At 67.6% G+C, this 25,909-nt stretch carries 21 protein-coding genes; 14 read left to right on the top strand and 7 right to left on the bottom strand.

From position 1 onward, the window contains the following. Nucleotides 1-8: 8 nt before the first annotated feature. Entirely contained in the window at nucleotides 9-503 is a 495-nt protein-coding gene (gene dut, locus ACILRJ_RS03210; protein ID WP_395680319.1) for a dUTP diphosphatase, read from the bottom strand. Further along, the gene (gene coaBC / locus ACILRJ_RS03205) at nucleotides 500-1,759 is read right to left on the bottom strand and encodes a bifunctional phosphopantothenoylcysteine decarboxylase/phosphopantothenate--cysteine ligase CoaBC (RefSeq protein WP_395680317.1); all 1,260 of its coding nucleotides are present in this window, start codon (nucleotides 1,757-1,759) and stop codon (nucleotides 500-502) included. Before coaBC ends, dut begins: the two co-directional genes overlap by 4 nt. 212 nt (nucleotides 1,760-1,971) lie before the next feature. Between coaBC and radC the strand changes: the two genes are divergently transcribed. The 5 genes from radC to ACILRJ_RS03180 all read left to right on the top strand — a co-directional run bounded on the left by radC (nucleotide 1,972) and on the right by ACILRJ_RS03180 (nucleotide 8,596). Further along, on the top strand, nucleotides 1,972-2,634 hold the full coding sequence (gene radC / locus ACILRJ_RS03200) for a DNA repair protein RadC (protein WP_395680315.1): 663 nt from the start codon (nucleotides 1,972-1,974) through the stop codon (nucleotides 2,632-2,634). 94 nt (nucleotides 2,635-2,728) lie between these two features. Continuing rightward, nucleotides 2,729-3,793: a hypothetical protein gene (locus ACILRJ_RS03195; protein WP_395680313.1), complete on the top strand. Its 1,065-nt coding sequence runs from the start codon at nucleotides 2,729-2,731 to the stop codon at nucleotides 3,791-3,793. A gap of 181 nt (nucleotides 3,794-3,974) precedes the next feature. Further along, nucleotides 3,975-5,660 carry an arginine--tRNA ligase gene (argS, locus tag ACILRJ_RS03190; protein WP_395680311.1) on the top strand — a complete coding sequence of 562 codons (1,686 nt, stop codon included), beginning with the start codon at nucleotides 3,975-3,977 and terminating at the stop codon, nucleotides 5,658-5,660. After that, nucleotides 5,660-6,271: an SPOR domain-containing protein gene (locus ACILRJ_RS03185; RefSeq protein WP_395680309.1), complete on the top strand. Its 612-nt coding sequence runs from the start codon at nucleotides 5,660-5,662 to the stop codon at nucleotides 6,269-6,271. The genes argS and ACILRJ_RS03185 overlap by 1 nt, the downstream gene beginning before the upstream one ends. A gap of 126 nt (nucleotides 6,272-6,397) precedes the next feature. Further along, nucleotides 6,398-8,596: a PQQ-binding-like beta-propeller repeat protein gene (locus ACILRJ_RS03180; RefSeq protein ID WP_395680307.1), complete on the top strand. Its 2,199-nt coding sequence runs from the start codon at nucleotides 6,398-6,400 to the stop codon at nucleotides 8,594-8,596. A 51-nt stretch (nucleotides 8,597-8,647) separates the two neighbouring features. Here the strand turns inward: ACILRJ_RS03180 and ACILRJ_RS03175 are convergent, their stop codons facing one another. Together ACILRJ_RS03175 and ACILRJ_RS03170 are read right to left on the bottom strand one after the other, a co-directional pair. Beyond that, nucleotides 8,648-10,240 carry a PQQ-dependent sugar dehydrogenase gene (locus tag ACILRJ_RS03175; protein WP_395680305.1) on the bottom strand — a complete coding sequence of 531 codons (1,593 nt, stop codon included), beginning with the start codon at nucleotides 10,238-10,240 and terminating at the stop codon, nucleotides 8,648-8,650. Nucleotides 10,241-10,259: 19 nt separating this feature from the next. Beyond that, nucleotides 10,260-11,594: a PQQ-dependent sugar dehydrogenase gene (locus ACILRJ_RS03170; RefSeq protein ID WP_395680303.1), complete on the bottom strand. Its 1,335-nt coding sequence runs from the start codon at nucleotides 11,592-11,594 to the stop codon at nucleotides 10,260-10,262. A 151-nt stretch (nucleotides 11,595-11,745) separates the two neighbouring features. On the opposite strand from ACILRJ_RS03170, the gene ACILRJ_RS03165 reads away from it, so the two are divergent. Next, entirely contained in the window at nucleotides 11,746-13,332 is a 1,587-nt protein-coding gene (locus ACILRJ_RS03165; protein ID WP_395680301.1) for a PQQ-binding-like beta-propeller repeat protein, read from the top strand. 101 nt (nucleotides 13,333-13,433) lie between these two features. After that, the gene (locus ACILRJ_RS03160; protein ID WP_395680299.1) at nucleotides 13,434-14,954 is read left to right on the top strand and encodes a PQQ-binding-like beta-propeller repeat protein; all 1,521 of its coding nucleotides are present in this window, start codon (nucleotides 13,434-13,436) and stop codon (nucleotides 14,952-14,954) included. 42 nt (nucleotides 14,955-14,996) lie between these two features. On the opposite strand, the gene ACILRJ_RS03155 is transcribed toward ACILRJ_RS03160, so the two are convergent. After that, on the bottom strand, nucleotides 14,997-15,863 hold the full coding sequence (locus ACILRJ_RS03155; protein WP_395680297.1) for an NAD(P)-dependent oxidoreductase: 867 nt from the start codon (nucleotides 15,861-15,863) through the stop codon (nucleotides 14,997-14,999). An 86-nt stretch (nucleotides 15,864-15,949) separates the two neighbouring features. Further along, nucleotides 15,950-17,845, bottom strand: coding sequence for a biosynthetic arginine decarboxylase (speA, locus tag ACILRJ_RS03150; protein ID WP_395680762.1), 1,896 nt, complete (start codon nucleotides 17,843-17,845; stop codon nucleotides 15,950-15,952). A gap of 128 nt (nucleotides 17,846-17,973) precedes the next feature. Between speA and speE the strand changes: the two genes are divergently transcribed. Next, entirely contained in the window at nucleotides 17,974-18,849 is an 876-nt protein-coding gene (gene speE / locus ACILRJ_RS03145; protein WP_395680295.1) for a polyamine aminopropyltransferase, read from the top strand. 7 nt (nucleotides 18,850-18,856) lie between these two features. Here the strand turns inward: speE and ACILRJ_RS03140 are convergent, their stop codons facing one another. Further along, the gene (locus tag ACILRJ_RS03140; protein WP_395680293.1) at nucleotides 18,857-19,549 is read right to left on the bottom strand and encodes a putative 2OG-Fe(II) oxygenase; all 693 of its coding nucleotides are present in this window, start codon (nucleotides 19,547-19,549) and stop codon (nucleotides 18,857-18,859) included. Between the two features lie 157 nt (nucleotides 19,550-19,706). Here ACILRJ_RS03140 and ggt point away from each other — a divergent pair, with 157 nt between their 5' ends. The 6 genes from ggt to ACILRJ_RS03110 all read left to right on the top strand — a co-directional run bounded on the left by ggt (nucleotide 19,707) and on the right by ACILRJ_RS03110 (nucleotide 25,749). Continuing rightward, complete coding sequence (gene ggt / locus ACILRJ_RS03135; RefSeq protein WP_395680291.1) at nucleotides 19,707-21,404, top strand: gamma-glutamyltransferase; 1,698 nt, start codon at nucleotides 19,707-19,709, stop codon at nucleotides 21,402-21,404. 83 nt (nucleotides 21,405-21,487) lie between these two features. Next, entirely contained in the window at nucleotides 21,488-22,120 is a 633-nt protein-coding gene (locus tag ACILRJ_RS03130; RefSeq protein WP_395680289.1) for a P-loop NTPase, read from the top strand. 119 nt (nucleotides 22,121-22,239) lie between these two features. Then, the gene (locus ACILRJ_RS03125; RefSeq protein ID WP_395680287.1) at nucleotides 22,240-22,728 is read left to right on the top strand and encodes an EF-hand domain-containing protein; all 489 of its coding nucleotides are present in this window, start codon (nucleotides 22,240-22,242) and stop codon (nucleotides 22,726-22,728) included. Between the two features lie 75 nt (nucleotides 22,729-22,803). Continuing rightward, nucleotides 22,804-23,283 carry a SixA phosphatase family protein gene (locus ACILRJ_RS03120; RefSeq protein WP_395680285.1) on the top strand — a complete coding sequence of 160 codons (480 nt, stop codon included), beginning with the start codon at nucleotides 22,804-22,806 and terminating at the stop codon, nucleotides 23,281-23,283. 13 nt (nucleotides 23,284-23,296) lie between these two features. Beyond that, nucleotides 23,297-23,914, top strand: a complete 618-nt coding sequence (locus ACILRJ_RS03115) for a YceI family protein (protein WP_395680283.1) — start codon at nucleotides 23,297-23,299, stop codon at nucleotides 23,912-23,914. Then, nucleotides 23,911-25,749, top strand: a complete 1,839-nt coding sequence (locus ACILRJ_RS03110; RefSeq protein ID WP_395680281.1) for a phosphatidylserine/phosphatidylglycerophosphate/cardiolipin synthase family protein — start codon at nucleotides 23,911-23,913, stop codon at nucleotides 25,747-25,749. The genes ACILRJ_RS03115 and ACILRJ_RS03110 overlap by 4 nt, the downstream gene beginning before the upstream one ends. Nucleotides 25,750-25,909: the final 160 nt, after the last annotated feature.

Genomic DNA, 25,909 nt, shown 5'->3' with positions numbered 1-25,909 from the left:
GCGCACCCTCAATGCCGCCCCGAACTGCCGAAGCCGCCTTCACCACGCGCACTCGGCGCGAAATCGGCCACCACCTCGAACGCGGCACGCACGATCGGCACGATCACCAGCTGCGCGATCCGCTCGCCCGGCGCGATGGTAAAGGCCGCGTCGGAACGGTTCCAGCAGGAAATCATCAACGGCCCCTGGTAGTCCGCGTCGATCAATCCGACCAGATTGCCGAGCACGATACCGTGCTTGTGGCCGAGCCCCGAGCGCGGCAGCACGATCGCGCACAACCCCGGATCGCCGATGTGGATCGCGATCCCGCTCGGAATCAGCTGGCTGGCGCCCGGATCGAGCGTCAGCGGCGTGTCGATCATCGCACGCAGGTCGACCCCGGCGGAGGCCGCAGTCGCGGGCGCCGGCAACGGGAATTCGCGGCCCAGGCGCGCGTCGAGGATCTTCATCTCGATCGTGCAACCGGCGTGCGGCGCGCTCGCCGCTTTGGTCCGGCCTGTCATGCGGATGCGCGCGCCGCGCGCAGGGCGGCGATACGCGACACCAGCGCGCACGCGAGTTCGACCTTGCCGGCGCGCTCGAGCGCTTCGCGCCCGTCCGGCCAGAGCAGCAGCAGCGCATTGTCGGCGCTTTCGAAGCCGAGGCCCGCGCCCACCTCATTCGCCGCAATCAGGTCCAGACGCTTGCGTTCCAGCTTGGCGCGAGCATGCGCCTCGACCTGTTCGGTCTCGGCTGCAAAGCCGACCACGAACGGCCGCGGCTCCAACGCGGCGACGTCGGCGAGGATGTCCGGGTTCTGTACCAGCGACAGTTCGAGACCGCTGTCGCGGCTCGCCTTCTTGAGCTTGTGCACAGCGATGTCGCGCGGACGGAAGTCGCCGACCGCCGCTGCCGCGATGAAGACATCGGCTGATTTCGCGCGTGCCAGCACCGCCTCATGCATCTCGCGCGCGCTGCGCACGTCGATGCGCTCGACTCCGACCGGCGTCGCCAGCGCGACCGGACCCGCGACCAGCACGACCTCGGCACCCGCGCGGGCGGCCGCTTCGGCGACCGCGAAGCCCATCCGGCCCGAACTGCGGTTGCCGATGAAACGAACCGGATCGATGTCCTCGTAGGTCGGACCGGCACTGACCAGCACGCGCGCGCCGGCCAGTTCGCGCGGCCCACGCCGAGCCTGGAGCAGGCTCACGATCTCGTCCGCCTCGAGCAGACGACCGGCACCAAATTCGCCGCAGGCCTGACCGCCGGAAGCTGGACCAAACACGTTCACGCCACGCGAACGCAACAGGGTCGCATTCGCCTGGGTCGCCGCGTGCGCCCACATCTGCTGGTTCATCGCCGGCGCGACCGAAACCGGCGCCGCCGTTGCCAGGCACAGGGTGGTCAGCAGGTCGTCCGCTTGTCCCTGAGCGAGCCGCGCCAGCAGATCCGCCGAGGCCGGCGCGATCACGACCTCGTCAGCCCAGCGGGCGAGCTCGATATGTCCCATCGCCGCTTCCGCCGACTCGTCCCACAGGCTGGTCCGGACCGGATGACCGGACAGTGCCTGGAACGTCAGCGCGGTTACGAATCGCGCCGCGTTTTCGGTCAGCACCACGCGCACCTCGGCACCGGCATCGCGCAAGCGACGCACGAGTTCGGCGCCCTTGTACGCCGCAATGCCGCCCGACACGCCGAGCAGCACGCGCACGCCTGCGAGGCCGCCTTCGCGCACAGGAACAAAGCGCTCCGGCGCATGCGCCTCGCGGCGCGTCATCGCGCGCTCCATGGACAACCCGGGCGGTCGGACCGAACCAGCATGTAGGAAACCGCTGACAGGACAGGGAACCGCTAGCTTACTCAAAATCGCGGCGAACGCCGCTGTGCGCGTGCGCGCCGGCGACCTAGGCTGTTCGCCATGCACACCGCCACTGCCGAGCGCACATACCGCATCGTCCTCCCTTGCGCTGCCTCGACCGGGTGCCGCGCATGAGCATCCGCGACTGGCCCGATGGCGAACGTCCGCGCGAGAAGCTGCTCGCGCACGGAGCCGGGGCGCTGTCCGACGCCGAATTGCTCGCGGTGTTCCTCGGCTCCGGTCGACGCGGCCAGAGCGCGGTCGACCTCGGTCGGCAGCTGCTGACGAACGCCGGCGGCCTCAAACCCCTGCTGGATGCGCCGCATGCCCTGCCCGGACTCGGAGCGGTCGCATGGTGCCGCCTCGGCGCCGCGCTCGAGGTCGGCCGGCGCTATCTGGACGCGGAACTGCGCCTCGGCGAGGCGTTGACGGACCCGCTGGCAAGCGCGCGCTACCTCAAGTCCCGTCTCGCCGGCTATCCCTACGAGGTGTTCGGCTGCCTGTTCCTCGACAACCGTCACCGCGTGATCGCGTTCGAAGAGCTGTTCCGCGGCTCGATCGACGGCGCCAGCGTGCATCCGCGCGAGGTCGTGCGGCGCTGCCTGGTCCACAATGCCGCCGCGACGATCTTCGCCCACAACCATCCTTCCGGTGTGGCGGAGCCGAGCGCGGCCGACCGCGCGATCACCCAGCGCCTGCGCGAAGCGCTCGAACTCGTCGACGTGCGCCTGCTCGACCACTTCGTGATCGGCCACGGCACCCCGACCTCGCTCGCCCAGCGCGGCTGGCTCTGATCGACGTGGAGCCCCGCACCGCGGAGCCACTTGCACGCGGCCTCGACTTCAAATCTATACTCGCGACACCCCTGACCGGAATCACCGCCGAGCCGTGATCCTCCAGTTCCCGCAGCACCATGGTGCCGACGAAACGGAACGGCGCCTGCCGGATGTCGCAGCGGCGCGCGCGCTGGCAGGTGATGCGTCGGCGGCACTCGAGGCGCTGCTCGCGCGGCGGCGGGAGGCGTGGGCGAGCCTGCTCAAGCTGCCCGCGGATGAGGCCCTGCTGCGCGCGACCGAAGACGCAGTGCGCCTAGGACACGCGCGGCTCGCGTTGCGCCATGGCCACCTCGGCAACGACTTCCACGCCTACCACAACGAAGGGCATGTGCTGGAGATCTGCGGTGAGCGAATGGATCGGCTCCGCGAATGCCTCGGCCTGCAGGCGCTGGGTCTGCGCGAATGGTGCGCACTGATGCTGTTCGGCGCCTGCCACGACCTGCGTCAGCGCGAGGCCCCGCAACTCGTCGACGGCGTCGGCGCGAACGAGAGCGCCAGCATCGAGGAGAGCCAGCGCATCCTCGACATCTGCGGCTTCTCGCGCGAGCGCGACGCCGACCTGTACGCCGCACTCGAACTGATGATCGCAGGCAGCACCTTCGACGCGCGACCCTCGCCCGGCGGCTACCAGTACAACGCGGCCGACCTCGTGCAGAGCGGCGGCGCGCTCGCCTCGAGACTCGACCAGGTGCTCGACGCACGCTGCCCCGACTGGCGCAGCCGACCGGCCCTGGTGGTTGCGCAGAAGCTCGCCCTGATCGCCGCCGACCTGGACACGGCGAACGTGGCGGAACCGTTCACGAAGTTCGCGACAACCGCCGAAAACCTGTGTCGCGAACGCGAGATGCTCAGCGGCCGTTCGCTCGGCGCCGGTGAAAGCGCGCTGCCGGTGCTCGGCTTCCTGACCGAAGGCCAGGACCGGTTCTTCTTCGAGTTGCATCGCTTCCAGTCGGAAGCGGGACTGGCTGCGTTCGGCCCGGGCAAGGAAGCGAATGCCCCCCGACTGAAGGCGCTGTGCATCGGCGTGCGTGCACGCATCGCGGTGCAGGGACCGCCGCAGACCGGGCAGCAGGTGATCGAAGCCTACCGCGAGACGCTGGCGGACCTGACCCTCTGAGGGCGGTTCGGCGCGAGACCTTGGACCGGTGCGTCCCTGCACCCGGCACCGTGCGCATCCCGCACGCCACCGCTGTTCCTTGCCACGATGGTGCCGATCCCGCGCGACATCCGTGTGACAGCCGTCCGCGGCGAGCCGCGCAGGCCGTACAATGGGCGGATTTTCCGACTCTGCGGCGACCGTGAAAGCCTTCCTGCACCAGTGCGTCCGTGACGCCATCTCCGCCCTGCAAGCGAACGGCAGCTTGCCGCACGACGCGGCACCGCCCTTCACGGTCGAACGCACCCGTAACCGCGAGCACGGCGATTTCGCCACCAACGCGGCGCTCTTGCTGGCCAAGGCCGCCGGGCGCAAGCCACGCGACGTCGCCAGCGCGCTGGTCGCGGCGCTGCCGGCACGCGAAGGCATCGCGAAAGTCGAGATCGCCGGGCCCGGATTCATCAACTTCTTCCTGAGTCCGGCCGCCTATCACGCCGAAGTGCGGGCGGCGCTGGATGGCGGCGCCAGCTACGGCCACTCCAACGCTGGCGCCGGCCGCACCGCCGGCGTCGAGTTCGTGTCGGCGAATCCGACCGGTCCGCTGCACGTCGGCCACGGCCGCGCTGCGGCGATCGGCGACTGCATCGCGCGCGTGCTCGCCGCGAACGGCTGGAACGTGCGGCGCGAGTTCTACTACAACGACGCCGGCGCGCAGATCAACAATCTCGCGATCTCGGTGCAGGCGCGCGCGCTCGGAAAAGGCCCGGACGACGCCGGCTGGCCCGAAGACGGCTATCGCGGCGAATACATCAAGGATGTCGCACGCGCCTATCTGGACGGTGCGCGCGTCGAAGTCGACGGCCATGTGGTCGATGCCGCGAAAGACCCGCACGACCTCGATGCGCTCCGCGCATTCGCGGTCGCCTGGCTGCGGCGCGAACAGAACGGCGACCTCGCCGCGTTCGGCGTCGCCTTCGACGTCTACTTCCTCGAGAGCTCGCTCTACGCCGACGGCAAGGTGGACGAGACCGTGCGCGAGCTGGTCGCGCACGGCCACACCTACGAGGAAGGCGGCGCGTTGTGGCTGCGCACCACCGATTTCGGTGACGACAAGGACCGCGTGATGCGCAAGTCCGACGGCACCTTCACCTATTTCCTGCCCGACGTCGCCTACCACCGCAGCAAGTGGCTGCGCGGCTACGAGCGTGCGATCACCGAACTCGGCTCCGACCACCACGGTTCCCTGATGCGCGTGAAGGCCGGCCTGCAGGCACTCGACTGCGGCATCCCGCAGGGATGGCCGGAATACGTGCTGCACCAGATGGTCACGGTCATGCGCGGCGGCGAGGAAGTGAAGCTGTCCAAGCGCGCCGGCAGCTACGTCACCCTGCGCGATCTCATCGACGAGGTCGGCCGCGACGCGACGCGCTGGTTCCTGATCGCGCGCAAGTCCGATTCGCAGCTGGTGTTCGACATCGACCTCGCGCGCGCGCAGACCAACGACAACCCGGTCTACTACGTGCAGTACGCGCATGCGCGCGTCGCCAGCGTGATGCGCCAGCTCGGCGAGCGCGGCCTCGCCTGGGATCGCGCGAACGGCCTGGCAAACCTCGCGCGCCTCGACGGCGAGGCCGAACAACTGGTGATGGTGGAGCTGTCACGTTTCGGCGAAGTGGTCGAGAACGCAGGCGCAAGCCTCGAACCGCACCTCGTCGCAAACTGGCTGCGCGAACTCGCGGCTGCGTTCCACGGCTGGTACAACACCAGCCAGTTCATCGTCGACGACGCCGACCTGCGCGACGCACGACTCGCACTCGCCGCCGCGGTGCGCCAGGCGCTCGCGAACGGCCTCGACCTGTTGGGCGTATCCGCCCCGGAGAGCATGTGATGGCAGCAAAGAAGGGACGCCAGGCAACGCGTGGCGGCAACGGCGCACAGAAACCCGCATGGCTGTGGGTGCTGATCGGACTGCTGCTCGGCATCGGCTTGATGCTGCTGGTGCTGGCCAAGGACTGGGCGCCGCTGCTGCGCAAGAAGGACGTGCCGCAACCCAATCCCCAGGCAACCGCGCCGAGGGAAAGCGAACCACCGGTCGCCGAGGCAAAACCGAAGAAGAACTACGACTTCTACCAGGTGCTGCCGGAAGCCGAAGTCGTGATTCCCGATGCCGAACTGTCGGCGAAGGCAAAGGCGGAGCAGCAGGCGCGCGCGAATCCCGCCACGCCGGGCACGACGACCACGTCGGCGGCTGGCACCGGCGGTCGCTACGTATTGCAGACCGGTTCCTACCCCGAGCCGAAGGCCGCGGACGAAGCGAAGGCGAAACTCGCATTGTCGGGATTCGTCGCCCAGGTGCAGCCGGTCACGATCAACGGCAAGACCTGGCATCGAGTGCGTGTGGGCCCGTATGCAAGCGCGAGCGAGCTCGAGGCGGCGAAGCGCTCGCTGTCCGAGAACGGCATCAACGCGATCGCGCTGAAGGAACAGCCGGCGCAATAGGGTCGCGCGTCGCTGGCGCGCGACGGCGAAGCGCGCTGCGGCGCACGCCATGGATCGCCCGCGCAGCGTAAGATCCGGCGTTCTCGCCCGGCGGCCTGCCCGGCGCCGACCCGGAGACCGCCGCTCATGCGAACCACGCCCCTGCTGCGCACCTGCCTTCTCGCTGCCGCCTGCGCGGCTCCCTTCGGCACCGCGGCAGCGGCGGACTGGCTGCAATGGGGGTACGACGTCGCGCACAGCGGCAGCAACCCGGACGAGGCGACGATCACGCGCGACAACGTCGCGCAACTGACTCGGCGCTACAACGTGACGATGACTGCGACGACGAACGCCGCGCCGGTGCTCGCACGCGCGGTCGTGACGCCAGGCGGCACGAAGGATCTGCTCGTCGTGACCGCACAGAGCGGCCGCACCACTGCGTACGATGCGTTCGACGGCTCGGTCGTCTGGACCGCAACGACCAGCGGCACGGCGCCAACGGAAAGCTCGCCGGCAATCGATCCGAACCGCCAGTTCGTCTATGCCTATGGCGTCGACGGCAAGGTGCACAAGTACGCAATCGGCGACGGCGTCGAAATAACGGCGGGCGGTTGGCCACAGATCGCGACACTGAAGCCGAGCGTCGAGAAGGGCGCATCGGCGCTCGCGTTCGCCATCACGCACAACACCACCTACCTGTACGTCGTCAGCAACGGCTACGTTGGCGACGGTGGCGATTACCAGGGCCACCTGACCACGATCGACCTATCGACGAATGCACAGACCGTGTTCAACACGCTGTGCAGCGATGTCGCGATCCACATGATCCTGAACGGCCAGAACGGAGTGAACGACTGTTCTTCACGCCAGAACGGCATCTGGGGCCGACCCGGTGCCGTCTACGACGCCGGCACCGATCGCGTCTACATCACGACCGGCAACGGTCCGTTCAACGCCAACAATGGCGGCAAGAACTGGGGCGACAGCGTGCTTGCACTGAAACCGGACGGCACCGGCGCAGGCGGCGGCATGCCGATGGACAGCTATACACCGACGACCTATCAGCAACTCGATAGTCAGGACATCGACCTCGGCTCGGCGACGCTGACGATCCTGGAACCGCCGGCCGGCAGCACCGTGCAGCACCTCGGCGTGCAGACCGGCAAGGATTCCAAGCTGCACCTGATCGATCTCGACCGGATGGGCGGCACCGGTTCGGCGGGCGCGGTCGGCGGCGCGATCGACGTCATCAACGTGCCGATCAGCCAGTCGTGGATGAAGACGCAGACGGCATCATGGATCGCACCCGACGGCGCCAACTGGGTGTTCATCGCGAACGGCAACGGCCTGTCGGGCCTCAAGGTCACGCTGAACGCCACGACGAACAAGCCCTACCTGCAACCGACCTGGCAGAACAGCACCAACGCGACATCGACGATCGTCGTCAATGACGTGCTCTACCACGTCGGCTCCTGCAGCGGCGGCAACTGCCTGTACGCGCGCGACCCGCTCAACGGTTCGGTGCTGTGGACGTCGCCGACGATCGGCGGCATCAAGTGGCAGAGCCCGATCCTCGTCAACGGCGCGCTGTATGTTGCAGCGGGCACGCGACTGCAGCGCTTCGACCTCGGCAATCCGCCGGTGACGCACAGCGTTTCGCCGAGCACCGGTGCGCACGGGCGCATCGTTCCGGAGACGCCGCAACTCGTCGACGACGGCGCGACCCAGCCGTTCGCGATCATCGCCGATGCAGGCTACGCGATCGATGCCGTCAGCGGCTGCAATGGACAACTGAATGGCGCCACGTACCGGACCGGACCGATCACGGGCGACTGCACCGTGACCGCAAGCTTCGCTCTCGTTGGCCATGTCGTCACCCCCATCGCCGGCCCGAACGGCAGCATCGCCCCGTCCACGCCGCAGACAATCGCCGATGGCGCGACGACGAGTTTCACGCTGACGCCGGATGTGCACTACCGCATCGATACGGTCGGCGGTTGCGGCGGCAGCCTCCAGGGACAGGTCTACACGACCGCCGCGATCAGCGCGGACTGCACGGTCACTGCCGCGTTCACGCCGATCACCCACGTCGTGACGCCGCAGGCGGGAGCGGGCGGCACGATCGCACCGGACCAGCCGCAGACGATCGACGAAGGGACCAGCACGAGCTTCACGCTGACGCCGGATGCCGGGCAGGTTATCGGCCAGGTTACAGGTTGCGGCGGCGTGCTTGCGGGTGCGACCTACACCACTGCACCGATCGCCACCGACTGCACCGTGTCCGCGACGTTCGTGGCGGATCCGGACCTGATCTTCCGCAACGGTTTCGACGCCGCCACGCGCTGAGTCGGCGACGACCCGCGGCGCGCTGCCGCGGGTCGCTACACCAAATCTTGCTCAGCGCACGCTTTTCGCCGAAGGCTCGAAGCCATCGGCGAAGATGCGATCGGCAACCGCGAACGTCGCCGTCACGTCGCAGTCGGCGACGACCGGCGCTGTCGTGAACATGTTGCCGGTCAATGCGCCGCCGCAGCCATCGACGCCTGCGATCGCGTAGCCGGGGGCGGCCTGCACATCGAACGCGGCGGTGGCGCCTTCGGCGACGGTCTGCGGCGTCGGCGGAGCGATCGCGCCGCCGGGGCCGGCGTGCGGCGTGACCACATGCGTCACGACACCCTGGCTGGAATGGAAGCGGTAGACGACGCCGGTGTCGGTATTGGCGACGTAGAGGTTGCCGGCTTCGTCCTCGCCAAAGCCCGAATAGGTACCGTAACCGTTCGCGTCGTCGCGCCAGACCGACCAGCTCCACTGGTTCTGCGCGTCGGGCTTGGCGAAGAAGATCTCGCTGGAACACGAATCGGCGAACACGTACATGCCCTGGAACGCCGGGATCGGTCCGCGGAAGCGATAACCGCCGGTGATCGCGCAGCGTCCTCCGCTGTGCCCGTATTCCATCAGTGGCAATACCTGCGGCGGCAGCGGCGGCGCGCACACCTCGGTGGTCCTGAACACGAGCGAGCCTTCCATGCAATGCCAGCCGTAGTAGGGCGGCTCGCTCGAACCGGCGAGGCGCAAGTCGATTTCCTCGCGTTGCACCTGGCCGACGTCGGCGATCCACATGTCGCCCGTGGCGCGGTCGAAGCTCCAGCGCCACGGATTGCGGAAGCCGTACAGGAAGATCTCGTCGCAGGTCTGGCTGCTGCCGACATACGGATTGCCTGGCGGAATCGAATACTCGGCCAGTTGGCCGGGCGTGGCGCCACACATCTCGTCGGTCGCCGTCGCGCCGCGTGTGTCGACATCGATGCGCAACATCTTGCCGCGCAGGAAATACTGCGGCGTGGCCGCGCTGCTGCCGCAACTGGTGGAGGTGGTGTCGTTCGGCTTCTTCCACAGGCATTCGGCCAGCCAGTGCGTGCCGCTTTCCTGTCCGCCGTCACCGGACGACATGTACAGATAGCCGTCCGGACCGAAATGAATGTCGCCGCCGTTGTGGTACGACGGCGGCGAGTTGTCGGCCAAGCGCATCACCACGGTCCCGCCGGCGTTCGCGACGTCCGGGTCCGCCGACACGGTGTAGCGTTCGAGCACTTCGTCCGGACCGCTGCCGAGGCAGGTACCGGCCGGCGTGCAGCCGGGTGGTCGCATCGACACGACGTAGAACTCGTCGTTGTGCGGCGCGCCGACGTGACCGTAGTTGGGATGGAACGCGAGGCCGAGCAGCCCGCTCGTTCCGCCCGAGCCGGGATAGGTGACCGGCACGGTCAGGAACGGCGTCGGCAACAGCACGCCGTTCTTGACGATGCGGATCGTGCCGGCCTGGCTCAGGATGAAGAGCCGACCGCTGCCGTCGTGCGGCGCGCGCACGCCGATCGGCGCGGTGACCGCGTTGGTGACGACCTCGAGAGCGAGGTCGGACGGCACCGTTTGTGCATGAACCGCCGTACCTGCTGCGAGGGCAATCGCCGCCGCGCGAATCGAATGACGCATCCCGCCTCCGTGTGGCCAGTCAACCATCGAAACCGTTGGCGAAGATGAGATCGCCACCGCTCGCCGACTCGAAGCGATAGATCGTACCGCCCCCAGTGGTCGCGTACAGGTTGCCGTCGGCGTCCTCGCCGAAGCCGTAGGTGTTCATCGACGGCGTACCCGCGAGCGTCTCGTATGTCCACTGCGTCGTCGCCGTGTTCGCGACGACGTAGATGTCGCCCGAGCAGTAGTCGCTGAACACGTATTGCCCGCGCAACGGTGCGATTGGGCCACGATAGACATAGCCGCCGCTGACCGCGCAGCCGATGCTGTGCGAGTAGTCGAGCTTCGGCTTCACGCTGCCCGCCGGGCCATTGCAGCCAAGTGAACCACCCGGAAACGTGTGCAGGCCCTCGCAGGCGTTCCACTGGAAGTTCTGGCCGACGCTGCCTGCCGCCTGGAAGCTGACTTCCTCCCATGCGTTCTGCCCGACGTCGCCGATCAACAGGTCGCCGGTCTGCCGGTCGAAGCTGAAACGGTACGGATTGCGGAAACCCCAGTTGAAGATTTCCGCGCACTCCTGCGGATACAGGCCGACATCGCGGAACGGATTGCCGGGCGGGATCGCATAGGGCGCTGGCTGCCCGGCGCTCGCGCCGCAAAAATTCGCCGGCGCCGAGGCGGTCGTCGCGTGCACATCCAGACGGATGATCTTGCCGAGCAGGTAGTACGTCGGACCGGAACCGGAAACCGAATGGCAACTCGATGGATTGTTGTCGGCCTTCTTGCGCCCGGTGCATTGCGCGAACCCGTTCGGATCGTTCTGCACGCCGCCGTCACCCATCGACCAGTTGAGATAACCCTGATGGTCGAAATGCAGGTCGCCGCCATTGTGATTGCCGGCGATGTCCGGCACGCGCAGGATCACCGTGCCGCTCGGATTCGCGACATCGGGATTCGCCGAGACCGTGTAGCGCGCGAGCACCTGGTCTTCGCTGTCGGCAAGTCCAGCGCCGACCGCGGTGTAGGTGACGTAGAACGTGCCGTTGCTGGCGAATTGCGGATCGAATGCGAGTCCGAGCAGGCCCTGTTCGCTGCTGCAGCTGACGTTGACTTCGAGAAACGGAGTCGGCAGCGCCACGCCGTTCTTCACGATGCGTACGTGCCCGGACGTGTTCGAACTGCCGGGGGTGTCGCAGCGCTCGACCACGAATACGCGATTGTCGCCGGCGGGCGCACGCACGCCGACCGGTTCGGAGAAGGTCGTCGACGCGTCCGGCCACGGCACGAGGGCAAGGTCGGCGGGATTGATCGCCGCGTGCAATGACGCACTGGCGACGAGAGCGGGCAGCAATTTTCCGATCCGACGCAGCATGGTTGGCACTCCGGAAGGACGGGAGTGCGCCTTGTACCACGAAGGCGCGTTCGCGTACGTGAAGGGCGCATCCGTGGCGCGCGTCATCATTCGATGTAACCGGGCGACGTACGATGCGGCGGACGATCTACCGATCTCCCGGAGCCCGACCATGCACTGTGCTGCCCTTCTTCGTTTCATGCCGGCCGCCGCGATCGCGCTCGGCTTCGCCCATGCGCATGCCGCGAGCTGGCCGCAGTTCGGCTATGACGCCGCGCACAGCGGTTTCAACGCCAGCGAGACGACGCTTGGCGCCGCCAATCTCTCCCTGCTCGCCTCGGTGTACGCGAACGGCGCTACGCTCGCCTCGTCGGTCGACAGCGCACCCGTGTACCAGTCCGGCGTCACCACTGCCGGCGGCGTGAAGAACCTGCTGTTCCTGCTCAGCAAGAACGGACGCCTGATGGCGATCGACGCGGCCGACGGCAGCGAAGTGTGGCACCAGACGACGAGCGGGCCGCAGCCGACCACTGCATCGCCCGCGATCGATCCAGGCCTGCAGTATGTCTACAGCTACGGCGTCGACGGCAAGGTGCACAAGTACGCGATCGGCAGCGGCAGCGAAGTCACGACCGGCGGCTGGCCGCAGACGATCACGCTGAAGACGGGCGTCGAAAAGGGCGCCTCCGGACTGACGATTGCGAGCTCGGGCAACACGCACCATCTTGTCGTCGTCACGGATGGCTACATCGGCGATGGCGGCGACTACCAGGGCCACCTGGTCTCGATCGACCTCGCCAACGGCACGCAGCACGTGTTCAACGTCATGTGCAGCGACAAGACGATCCATTTCGTGCTCAACGGTACGCCCGGCACCGACGATTGCGCCGGCCGGCAGAGCGGCATCTGGGGTCGCGGCGGCGCGACGTATTCGGCGGCAACGAATCGCGTCTACATCGCTACCGGCAACGGCACGTTCAACGCGAACACGGGTGGCTTCAACTGGGGCGACAGCGTGCTCGCGCTCGCCGCGGACGGCACCGGCGCCGGCAACGGCCTGCCGCTCGACAGCTACACGCCGTCGAACTTCCAGAGCCTGCAGAACGGCGACACCGATCTCGGTTCCGTCTCGATGGCGATCCTGCCCGTGCCCACAGGCAGCACGGTCGCACACCTGGGCATGCAGGCGGGCAAGGACGGCAAGCTGCGCCTGATCGACCTCGACAACATGAGCGGACAGGGTGCGCCCGCGCACGTCGGCGGCGAGATCCAGCTCGTCGACGTGCCGCAGGGTGGCAACGGTTTTCCCGGCGATCGCATGCGCGAGCAGCCGGCGGTATGGGTGAATCCGTCGGACCACTCGACCTGGGTGTTCGCGGGCAATGGAAGCGGCCTGTCGGGCCTGCAGCTCGGCCTCGACGCGAGCAACCGTCCCGCGCTGGCGATGCGCTGGAACCGCACCGGCTCGTCGAACGCGTCCACCTCGCCGATCGTCGCGAATGGCGTGCTGTACCACGCGGGCCCTTGCGCCGACGCCGGCATCTGCGTCACGGCGCACGATCCACCCAGCGGCGACGTGCTGTGGAGTTCGCCGCACATCGGCAACGTGCACTGGCAGAGTCCCATCCTCGTCGACGGCGCGCTTTACGTGACGGACAACAATGCCAAGCTGTGGAAGTTTGCACTGCCCGCCGGTGACGTGATCTTCCGCAACGGCTTCGACGGCGCGGCCCGTCGAGGCGCGCCATCGGGGACGTGATCCATTCCACAGGTTCGACACGCAGCACGTCGTTCCACCCCGCACCCGGCGTAGGATGCGCCTTCCCTGAAGGCGCCTCGTCGCGCCACGGAGTACTCGCCATGTCGCGCTCGCACGCCCTGCTCCACACCGCCCTGCTCGCCGCGGGCTCGCTGGCCACCGCGGAGGCCATTGCCACGGACTGGCCGCAGTGGGGTTTCGATCCGGCGCACAGCGCGAACAACACCGCGGAGACTGCGGTGTCCGCGGCGAACGTCGCCCAGCTCGAACAAAAGTACGCGGTGACGCTGACCGGTCGCACGAATGCTGCGCCGGTGTTCGCGCAAGGCATCGTGACCGCATCGGGCACGAAGGATCTCTTGTTCGTGACGGCGCAGAGCGGCCGCATTACCGCACTGGATGCGGCGGATGGCAGCGTGGTCTGGACGATGACCACGACAGGCGGTCATACGCCGATCGAGAGCTCGCCCGCGATCGATCCGAACCGCCAGCATGTCTACAGCTATGGCGCCGACGGCAAGGTGCACAAGTACGCGATCGGCAACGGCAGCGAGACCACGACGGGCGGCTGGCCGGTGACCGTGACGCTGAAGCCGGGCGTCGAAAAGGGCGCGTCCGCGCTCGCGACGGCGGTATCCGGCGGCGTCGCGCGGCTGTACGCGGTCACCAACGGCTATGTTGGCGACGGCGGCGACTACCAGGGCCACCTCGTCACGATCGACCTCGCGACCGGGACGTCGCGCGTGTTCAATTCGATGTGCAGCACGATCACGACGCTGATCGCTTCGGGTGGCTGCAACAGCCCGCAGAGCGGCATCTGGGGCCGTCCGGGCGCGGTCTACGATGCCGGTACGGACCGCGTCTACATCACGACCGCGAATGGCGAGTTCAACGCGAACACGGGCGGCCACAACTGGGGTGACAGCGTACTCGCGCTGCATCCGGACGGCACTGGCGCGGGCGCGGGCCTGCCGCTCGACAGCCATACTCCGACGAACTACGCGCAACTCGATGGCAGCGACATCGATCTCGGCTCGGCTTCGCTGTCGATCCTTCCGGCTCCCGCTGGCAGCGCCGTCGCGCACATCGGCGTGCAGACCGGCAAGGACTCCATGCTGCACCTCATCGACCTCGACGACATGGGCGGCATCGGCGCGCCCGGTGGCGTCGGCGGCGAGATCGAAGTCATCGACGTGCCGATCAGCGAATTCTGGATGAAGACGCAATCGGTCGTCTGGGTCAACACACATGGCGATGGTGCTGCGTGGGTCTACGTCGGCAACGGCAACGGCATTTCCGGCCTCAAACTCACGCTGACCGGCGCGAACGTGCCGCACCTGCAACCGACCTGGCAGCAGAACTCCAATGCGACCTCGGCGGTCGTCGCAAACGACGTCGTCTACCACGTCGGCTCATGCGCGGCCGGCACCTGCCTGCTCGCGCGCAATCCGACCAGCGGCGCGCTGCTTTGGACGTCACCATCGATCGGGTCGCTCAAGTGGGGCAGCCCGATCCTCGTCAACGGCGCGCTGTACGTCGCCAACTACAGCAGCAACAGCAAGCTGTACAAGTTCGCGCTGCCAATCAGCGACACGATCTTTGCGAACGGTTTCGACGGCTGACAGCACGCACAGCACGGATGGCGGCGTGCCGCCATCCGCTGTTCAACGCGGACGCTTAAGACGGATCAAAGCAGAGATGTCCTCGTCGCCATGCCCCTGCGCAAGCAGCACGGCGTAGTCCGCGAGCGATTTCTCGATCACCGACCGATCGGTGCCGGCGTCGAGCGCGAGCTGGCGCACGATCTTCAGGTCCTTGTGCAGCAGGGCGAGCTTGAAGCCGACCTTGAACTCGTCGCGCAGCATGGTCGCGCCGCGCTTGTCGAGGAACCAGTTGCCGGCCGCGCCGGCGCCGAGCGTGGGCAGCAGGCGCTCGGGATCGAGGCCCAGTTTTTCGGACAGCGCCAGACCTTCGCACACGGCCTGCGCGATGCCGGCGACGAGCACCTGGTTGACCGCCTTGGTGTTCTGGCCGGCGCCGACATCGCCCATGTGGCTCACCTTCGCCGCATAGCAGTCGAGCACTGGCCGCGCGCGCTCGAGCGCCCGCGCGTCGCCGCCGACCATCACTGACAGCTTGCCGTTCTTCGCGCCTTCGACGCCACCCGAAACCGGCGCGTCGATGAACGCGCAGCCGTGCGCGGAGAGGATCGCGTGCGCGTCCTTCGCTGTCACCGACGACACGGTCGAATGATCGATCACGACCATCCCGGACGGCGCATGCGTCGCGATCGTGCGCGCGAGTTCGAGCACATCCGCGTCGGCCGGCACGCACAGTGCGATCACGTTGCAGGATCGCACCAGTTCGACGATGTCTGCTGGTGCCGCCACGGAGAGCTCACGCCCCGCCGCGACGGCCTTGTCGTGCGAGCGGTTCCACACCGCCGCAAGCAGACCGGCGCGCGCGAGATGGCCGGCCATCGGCAAGCCCATCGCGCCGAGGCCGACGAAACCGGCCCTGATTTCATTCATCGCATGCTTCTCCGGAACGCTGGTACTGGAAGATCGAAGCACGGAGCACACGGCGCTCCATGCGTCAGGGTCTGGCCGTATGCCGCCTACTCCGCCAGGTACGTGTAACCCGTGAGGCCATGTTCGAGCGCGGCTTCGAGGCGCGGCGCCTCGTCGGAACCGATCCCGGCGGCGACGATCTTGTCGCGATACGCGGCGCGCAACGCGGCGAGGTCGTAACCGACGTAGTCGAGCATGAGGTCGGTGCTGTCGCCGCGCCGGCGATGGCTGAATGCATAGCCGTCCGCGGTCAGCTTGACGCTGACCGCATCGGTGTCGCCGAACAGGTTGTGGATGTCGCCGAGCGTCTCCTGGTACGCGCCGACCATGAACACGCCGAGGCGGTACGATTCTCCCGCGCGCGGCATGTGCAGCGGCAGGCTGACGTCGACGCCATCGGCCTCGACGTAATGGTCGATGCGCCCGTCCGAATCGCAGGTGAGGTCCGCGATCACGCCGCGCCGATCCGGCGCCTCATCGAGGCGCGAGATCGGCACGATCGGGAACACCTGGTCGATCGCCCAGATGTCGGGCGCGGACTCGAACACCGAGAAATTCACGAAATACTTGTCGACCAGGGTCTGGGCGAGATCGTCGAGCACCTGGCGGTGGGTACGCTCGTCCGGCTTGAGGCGCGAACGCACCGCGTTGACGATCGCGTAGTAGAAATCGTCGAGGCGCGCGCGGTCCTGCAGCGACAGCTGGCCGAGCGCGTACAGCGAATAGCCTTCGGCGAGCTGATACTGCGCTTCATGGTAGAGCTCGGTCGGCGGCGTCTGGTCGATCTCCGCCCACACGTCGCGCAAACGACGCAGCACCGCCGGCTCGTCCGCGCGCGGCGGCGGGATCGCGCCGAGCGGCGCCTCCTCGATCTCGCTGACGTTGACGACCAGCACCGCGTGGTGCGCGGTCAACGCACGCCCGGATTCGGTCAGCACGTGCGGCGCATTCAGGCCGTTCGCGTTGCAGGCTTCCGCGAGCGCACCGACGATCGCCGAAGCGTATTCGTCGAGGCCGTAGTTGATCGAGCAATCCGAACGCGAGCGCGTGCCTTCGTAGTCGACGCCGAGGCCACCGCCGACATCCATGTGGGTGATCGGCAGACCCATGCGCGACAACTCGACGAAATAACGCACTGCCTCGCGCATGCCGGTCGCGATGTCGCGGACGTTCGACATCTGCGAGCCCATGTGGAAATGCAGCAGCTTGAGCGTGTGCGACAGGTTCGCCGCCTTCAGCTCGTCGAGCAGGGTCAGCAGCTGGCGCGGCGTGAGGCCGAACTTCGCCTTGTCGCCGCCGGAGTTCTGCCACTTGCCCGCGCCGAGGCTTTTGAGGCGCATGCGCACGCCAAGCAGCGGCTCGACGCCGAGCGCCGCTGCTTCCTCGATCACGTAGCGCAGCTCGGACGGCTTCTCGATCACGATGAAGATGTCGAGGCCGAGCTTGCGCCCGATCAGCGCGAGGCGGATGTACTCGCGATCCTTGTAGCCGTTGCAGATCACCGTGCTGCCGCGCCGCGCGAGCGCGAGCACCGCCATCAGTTCCGGCTTGGAACCCGCTTCGAGGCCGAAGCCCGGCGCGGCATTGCCGGCGAGTTCGCCGGCGACGTTGTTCTGCTGGTTGACCTTGATCGGGTAGATCAGGGTGTAGCCACCGGCGTAGTCCCAGTCGCCCATCGCCTTGGCGAACGCGGCCTGCAGGCGCGCGCGGCGGTCCTGCAGGATGTCGGCGAAGCGCACCAGCAGCGGCAGGCGCGAACCCAGCGCGCACGCCGCGTCGACGATTGCCGGCAACGACAGCGACGGGCCGTCGCCGCGACGCGGACGCACCCGCAGGTCGCCGCCGTCGCCGACGTCGAAATACCCCTCGCTCCAATGCGGCACCGCCCAGGCATGGCGGGCCTCGTCGGTGGTCCAGCGCTGCTTGTTCACCAGGTGCTCCATCGACAACGTCCAATCCTCATAGTGTAACGAGCTGTTGCGATCGGCGTGTGTCGCCTCCGCGCGGACCGGCTACAATCCGCGACCCCGGGGTCGCCCGGGTTCCGAATCCTCACCAGCAGGAAGCACCGATGTCCGCGTCCACGCCGAACGCCACCTCGCAGAACTGGTTCACCGAACAGCACGGCCGCTCCGGCTCGTCTTTCGGACTGCGCGTGAAGGAGCGCCTGCACGCCGAACAGTCACCGTTCCAGTCGATCGAGATCTACGACACCACCGACTGGGGCAAGCTGATGGTGATCGACGGCTGCACGATGGTGTCCACGCGCGACAATTTCCTCTACCACGAGATGATGTCGCACCCGGCGCTGTTCACCCACGCGCGCGCCAAGCGCGTCGTGATCATCGGCGGCGGCGACTGCGGCACGCTGCGCGAAGTGCTCAAGCACGAGGAAGTCGAGCACGCCGTGCAGGTCGAGATCGACGAGCGCGTGACGCGCCTGGCGGAGCAGTATTTCCCGGAGCTGTGCGAGTCGAACAAGGATCCGCGCGCGGAGCTGCTGTTCATCGACGGCATCAAGTACATGGCCGAGCAGGAACCCGAGTCGATCGACCTCGTCATCGTCGATTCGACCGATCCGGTCGGCCCGGCCGAAGGCCTGTTCAATGCGGACTTCTACGCGAGCTGCTGGCGCGCGCTGCGCCCGAGCGGCATCCTCGTGCAGCAGAGCGAGTCGCCACTGGTGCATCTCGACCTGATCAAGACGATGCGCAGCGCGATGCGCGTTGCCGACTTCCAGTCGGTCAAGACGCTGACCTTCCCGCAGCCGCTGTATCCGACCGGCTGGTGGAGCTGCACGATGGCGCGCAAAGGCGCCGACCTCAGCGGCTTCCGCGAGCGCGGTGCGTCGACCAAGCAGTTCGACACGCGTTACTACAACGTCGACATGCACAAGGCCGCGCTGGCGCTGCCGGAGTTCATGCGCGACGCGCTCGGCGAACAGTAACCGCGCGTCACCCCCACGGCGGCGGCAGCGGCATGCCGCCCTGACGCGCCTGCGCCACGCCGCGCGGGCGGAACCAGCAGTTGAACGCGACCGTTACGCGCTCGCCCTCGCCGTGGAACGGCAGCACCTCGTGGAACACCCACGACGGGAACAGCACGAGCTGGCCCGGAACGAGCGAGAAGCTGCGTCCCTCGAGCGAATACAACGGATTCAGCCGGCAGTTGCCGGGGTCGTTGAACATGTTCGCGTGCTGGTGCGGGTTGTGGAAATGCAGGTCACCGGAGTCGGCCTGCCCGGCATCGCTGCGACCCGCGCTCACGCAATACACGCCCGACCACGACGCGAGCGGATGGTTGTGCGAGCCGAACCGCCCGCCCCGCCTGGTGATGTGGAACCAGGCATGGTTCTGCATCTCGAGCTGGCGCATGTCGTCGATCGAATAGGCGTTGAGTTCGGCGACGGTGCGCAACAGCGTACCCATGCAGAAATCGTGCAGCTCCTGCACGCATGCGTCCGGCCACGAGAACAGGTCGAAGCGGCTCTCGAACAACCCCGGGAGGATGGACATGCTCGGCTTCGGGTTGCGCCACGGCTCGCCCTCGCGCTGCAGGAACAACGCGTGCAATTCGCGGTTGAGCGCCGCGCAATCGGGCAGTTCCGTCTGCATGAACGGGACCGCGAACATCGGGAAGATCTTCATGGGCGGCGCTTCGGGTTCGTGAGTGGCTGATTATGCTTGCTCGGGGCGCAACTGCCGAGCAGGCGACCTGCGGCGTTGCGCCGCGCTTGCACGTCCTTGCATCCGCGCCGCGAGGAGCGGCGTATGCTCGGCGCTTCCGAGCCAAGGGGGACCTCGCATGCATCGCATCGCACTCGCGCTTTTCATCACCACGCTCGCCACCACCGCCGCAGCCGGCGACCGCATCACCGGCGCGGCGTTCGCGACGCGCTCGGAAGTCATCGCTCAGCACGGCATCGTCGCGACCTCGCATCCGCTCGCGACCCAGGTCGGCCTCGACGTACTGAAGAAGGGCGGCACCGCGGTCGATGCGGCGATCGCCGCGAACGCGGCTCTCGGCTTGATGGAGCCGGTATCGAACGGCGTCGGCGGCGACCTGTTTGCGATCGTATGGGATGCGAAGACGAAGAAGCTCTACGGCTACAACGGCTCCGGCCGCTCGCCGAAGTCGCTCACGCTGCAATGGTTCGCGGAGCACGACTACAAGGCGATCCCGCCGCTCGGCCCACTGCCGGTCAACGTGCCCGGCTGCGTCGATGGCTGGTTCGCGCTGCACGAGCGCTTCGGCAAGCTGTCGATGAAGGACGTGCTCGCGCCGGCGATCGGGTACGCGCGCGAAGGCTTCCCGGTGACGGAACTGATCGCCTACTACTGGACGCTGTCGGTACCGCGCCTGTCGACGTTCGCGGGCTTCACCGAACAGTTCACGCATCAAGGCAAGGCGCCCGCGAAAGGCGAGATCTGGAAGAACCCGAACCTCGCGCACACGCTCGAGGCAATCGCGAATGGCGGTCGCGACGCGTTCTACAAGGGCGCGATCGCGCGCACGATCGCCGACTACATGAAGGCGCAGGGCGGCTTCCTTTCCTACGACGACCTCGCGGCACACCAGGGCGAGTGGGTCGAACCCGTGTCGACGAACTATCGCGGCTATGACGTGTGGGAGCTGCCGCCGAACGGCCAGGGCCTCGCCGCGCTGCAGATGCTCAACATCCTCGAGGGCTACGACTTCTCGAAGATCCCGTTCGGCAGCACCGAGCACGTGCACCTGTTCGTCGAGGCGAAGAAGCTCGCGTTCGAGGACCGCGCGAAGTTCTACGCGGATCCCGCGTTCGCGCAGGCGCCCGTCGACTGGCTCGTGTCGAAGGAATACGCGGCCGAGCGGCGCAAGCTGATCTCGCCCGATCGCGCGATGAAGGCGGTGGAACCCGGCACGCACAAGCTCGACGGCGACACGATCTACATGACCACCGCGGATCGCTGGGGCAACATGGTCTCGCTGATCCAGTCGAACTACCGCGGCATGGGCTCGGGCATGTCGCCGCCGGGGCTCGGTTTCATCCTGCAGGATCGCGGCGAACTGTTCGTGCTGAAGGAAGGCCACGCGAACACGTACGCGCCCGGCAAGCGCCCGTTCCACACGATCATCCCCGCGTTCATCACGAAGGACGGCGCGCCGTGGCTGAGCTTCGGCGTGATGGGCGGCGACATGCAGCCGCAAGGCCACGTCGAGATCGTGCAGAACCTGATCGACTTCCACATGAACGTGCAGGAGGCCGGCGACGCGCCGCGCATCCAGCACGAAGGCTCGACCTCGCCCGAAGGCCAGGCCGAGCCGATGACGGACGGCGGCTTCGTCGATCTCGAATCCGGGTTCCCGTACGACACCGTGCGCGGCCTGATGCAGAAGGGCCACAGCGTGCGCTACGCGAATGGTCCGTACGGCGGCTATCAGGCGATCGGCTGGGACGCGAAGAATCGCGTCTACATCGGCGCCTCGGAGGGTCGCAAGGACGGGCAAGCGGCAGGATACTGAACGGAGCCTCGCGAACCCGCGTTTTGAGCGGGCGCCATGACGGTGTAACCTGCCCGCCACTTTGCGTACCCGCGGAGGCGTTCATGCTGAAGGTCCTGGTGGCGAGTTCGAAGGGCGGCGCGGGCAAGAGCACGATCGCGACCAATCTGGCCGCGCATTTCGCGGTCGAAGGCAAGAACACCGTGCTGGTCGATGCCGACCGCCAGGGATCCTCCCTGCGCTGGAGCGAGAAGCGCTCGATGCATGCGAACGCGGTGCTCGGCGTATCCGGCCTGCGGCGCGACTGGGAAAAACAGATTCCCGCCGATGCGCAGCGCGTCGTCATCGACAGTGCCGCCGGCATTCGCCCCGGCGAGGTCGGCGATTGGCTGGAGCAGGCCGACGTGCTGATCGTGCCGGTGCTGCCGTCCGCGATCGACCTCGAAGCGACCCAGCCGTTCCTCGCCGAAGTCGCCGCGCTGCCGCGAGTGAAGAAGGGCAAGGTCGCGGTCGGCCTCGTCGCCAATCGCCTGAAGCCATGGACGAATGCCTCGCAACTGGCGGTCGAGGACATCAAGGCGTATCCGTTTCCGCTGGTCGCGGAACTGCGCGACACGCAGGGCTACGTGCTCGCGAATGCGCTTGGCAAGAGCATCTTCGACTACCACTCCGAGCAGGTGCGATCGCACCAGGAAGACTGGGCCAAGTTGCTGCGCTGGCTGAAGAAGCACTCCTGATCCGGCACGTCCTTGACGTGTCTTTGCGCGGTCTTTGCAGCGCAAAGGTCAACGTTCGACTGTCCGATGCGTTCAACCGCTTGCGGCAACGTCGCCGCGAACGCAACGGAGGAATCCCCATGCGCAGGCATTTCCAGGCCCTGCTCGCCGCCGCCGCCATCGGCACGGCATTGTCGGCGATCGCCGCCACGCCCGACCCGGCCACCGCCGACACGCGCGCGAACCGGCGCGCCGAGATGAAGCAGCGCTTGTTCGACCAGATCGATGCCAACCACGATGGCCGCATCGGTCGCGATGAATACCGCGCCTGGATCGATCGCCGCTTCGAGCGCCTCGACGGCAACCGCGACGGCAGCATCGACGCAGACGAGATCGCGACTTCGCCGCAGGCACTCGAGCGCGTCCACAAGCGCGCGGAACGCTTCGTGCGGCGATTCGACGCCAACGGCAGCGGCAAGGTCAGCAAAGCCGATTTCGAAGCGAAGGCGATGGCCCGCTTCGACCGCCTCGCCAGCGGCGCCGATTCGATCGGCGCCGACCAGCTCGGCGGGCCCGGGATCCGCGGTCGCCGGCACGATTCGGCCAGGGACCCGTCCAGCGCGCAGTGAATGCCGCGACACGGCTTGACCATGGCGGTCCCGGTTCGGGCATCATCCGGGCACACAGACCCGAAAGGAACGGCCATGGCCACCCGCGAGATCATCCTGCTCCGCCACGCGCACGCGGAGAATGCCGACCCCGGTCAGGAGGACATCGCCCGCGCCCTCAGCGTGCGCGGCGAAGCCGAGGCCGACGCAGCCGGAGCCTGGCTGAAGCAGCACGCGGCCGCGCCCGAGCGGGTGCTGTGCTCGCCGGCCGCGCGCTCGCGAGAGACCTGCGAACGCGTGCTCGCCGCGCTCGGCTACACCGACATGCGCAACGAACCGCGCATCTACGACGCGACGCCGGCCAGCCTCATCCGCGTGCTCGACGATCATGCCGACGCCGGCACGGTCATGCTGGTCGGTCACAACCCCGGCCTCGAGACCCTGGTCGCGCTGCTGACCGAGGGCGCTTCCGATTCCGGCCGCGGCATGCCGCCGGGCGCGGTCGCCTGGCTCAGCCTGCCCGCGGGCGCGATCGAACCCGGCACTGCGCAGGTGCGGCACTTCTGGTGGCCGTGAAGGGCACGCCGTCGTGCCCGCCCTTCGTCTGCTGCTGACCGCCTGCTGCCTGCTGCCGGCTGCATGGACGTCGATCGCGCTTGCCGCACCGGCCGCGAGCGGTGAGCTTGTGCGACTCGACGCCACGCGTTCGGAAGTCGGATTCAGGGTGAAGGTCATGTGGCTGCTCGGCGTGCGCGGGCGTTTCGGACGCGTCGACGGCAGTGTCAGTGTCGACCCGTTCCGCAACCAGTTGCGCGTCGACGCCCGCATCGACGTCGCCAATGTGCGCATGAACAGCCGCTCCTACGAGGACTGGGTGAAGTCGGACGAGTTCTTCGACGCCTCCGCACATCCGCAGATCACGTTCGCATCCGCACCGTTCCCGCGCGCACGCCTGCGCGCTGGCGGCGACCTGTCCGGCGAACTGACCGTGCGCGGCATTCGCCAGCCGGTCCGCTTCGACTTGCAGCCCTCGACCTGCGAGCGCCCGGCATTCGACTGCCCGATCCGCGTCAACGGCGAGATCCGCCGTTCGATGTTCGGCATGGGCTCGCACCGCGGCACCATCGCCGACACGGTCGAGCTCGATTTCATCGTCTACGCAGTACCGCCCGAGCGCGGCACCACCGCGCCGCCGACGCCGGGATGAGCGATCGGCCCCGCATTGGCGCCATCGCCCGACGACTCGCCTGCATCGCGCTCGGCGCCTCACTGCTCTCCGGCTGCGGCGTCAACCGCCCGCTCGCGCGTCGCGCCGAGGCGCTGGTCGCGCAAACGCGCCCGAACGATATCGAATGTGCGCGCGCCGACCATTGCGCGATCGACTCGCCGTACATGGCGCTCGCCGCACAGGCACGCGCGCAGAGCCGGCCCGACGCGCCTGCGCACTACGTCAACGTGATCGAACGCGGCGAGGATTCGCTGTTGTTGCGCGTGCACCTGATCCGCGCCGCCCGCCACAGCATCGACATCCAGACCTTCATCTGGGCCGACGACGAGGCCGGCTGGCTGGTGCTCGACGAACTCGCGGCCGCGGCGCGCCGCGGCGTGCGCGTGCGCGTGCTGGCCGACCAGTTGTTCTCGCTCGACGATGTCGAATGGCTCGCGCGCATCGCGCGCGCGCACATGAATTTCGAGTTCCGCCTGTACAACCCGACCTTCGACGATGCGGTCACCCAGCCGATCGAGTTCGCCGCCAGCCTGCTGTGCTGCTTCTCGCGCTTCAACCAGCGCATGCACAACAAGCTGCTGCTGGTAGACGGCGAAATCGGCATCGCTGGCGGGCGCAACTACGAGAACCGCTATTTCGACTGGGACGAGGAATTCAACTATCGCGACCGCGACGTGCTGGTGCTCGGCCCCGCCGCCGGCGCCGAGATGCAGGCGTCCTTCGACCGTTTCTGGACGCATCCGCGCGCGGCGCCGCTGACGCGCCTGAACGACGTCAATCGGCGCCTCGTGGCCGATGCCGGCGACCCGCTGCCGCTGCAACTGCCCGACACGCTCGACCGCACCCGCATCGACGTGTTGCGCGCGCGCGCGACCGACTTCGCCACCATCAAGCAGCAGTTCGCCGACGACGCCTTGCGCGTCGCGCGCGTCGACTACTTCTCCGACGCGCCGGACAAGGCCGCGCGGCCGGACGACCCGGCCCTGCTCGAACTGACCACGCACATCAGCGGCCTGCTGCGCGGCGCGCGGGAGCGCATCGCGTTCGAGACCCCCTATCTCGTGCTGAGCAAGCGCGCGCGTGAAGTGTTCCAGGAACTGCAACAACGCCCGCAGTCGGTAAAGGTGCTGGTGTCGACGAACTCGCTGGCGGCAACCGATGCGTTCTACGTCTATGCGCTCTCCTACAAGTACAAGAAGCGCTACCTCAAGCGCTACGGGTTCGATATCCACGAATTCAAGCCATTTCCGGCCGACGCGCCGGCGTTCGTTGCTGGTTACGAAACACTCCCCGGCGGCGGCAATGCGGGCCGCTACCAGCGCTACGGCCAGGCGCCGCTCAAGCGCGGTGGCGTGCGCCTCGGCCTGCACGCGAAGTCGATCGTGATCGACGATCGCGTCGCGCTGATCGGTTCGCACAACTTCGATCCGCGTTCGGACGACTACAACACCGAATCGGGCTTCATCATCCACGACCCGCGAGTGGCCGCACGCGTGCGCGCGGCGATCGAACGCGACGCGCAACCGCAGAACGCGTGGATCATCGCCAAGCGCCAGCGCGCGGGCCTGATCGGGCGCCTCAACAACGTGGTCGCCGACCTGTCGACCTGGCTGCCATTGTTCGACCTGTGGCCATTCCGCTATGCCAGCAGCTTCGAGCTGAAGCCCGGCTGCGCACCGTCACCGCCGCGCACGCCCGGCTTTTACGAGTGCCATGTCGACGTCGGCGACTTTCCCGAAGTCGACCTGCCGCTGAAGCTGATCTACACGCGCATGGTCACCGCGTTTGGCGCCGGGCTGGAGGGGATTCTTTGAGGCCGACGGCCGAGCCTGAGAAGGAGCGGTGCAAATCGTTCGCGCCTGCCTGAAGCCGGACAGCGGAACGCGTATGCAGACGGCCGCGCCCCGCCCTCGCTTCGAGCCCTCGACCCTTGACCAACACATTGACGCCCCCTGCCCGGCTGGCTAGTCTGTC

The organism is Dokdonella sp., assembly GCF_044227025.1.
Taxonomy (GTDB): Bacteria; Pseudomonadota; Gammaproteobacteria; order Xanthomonadales; family Rhodanobacteraceae; genus Dokdonella_A.
Note: the sequence above shows the minus strand (reverse complement) of the source record. Positions and strands in the feature narration are given on the sequence as shown.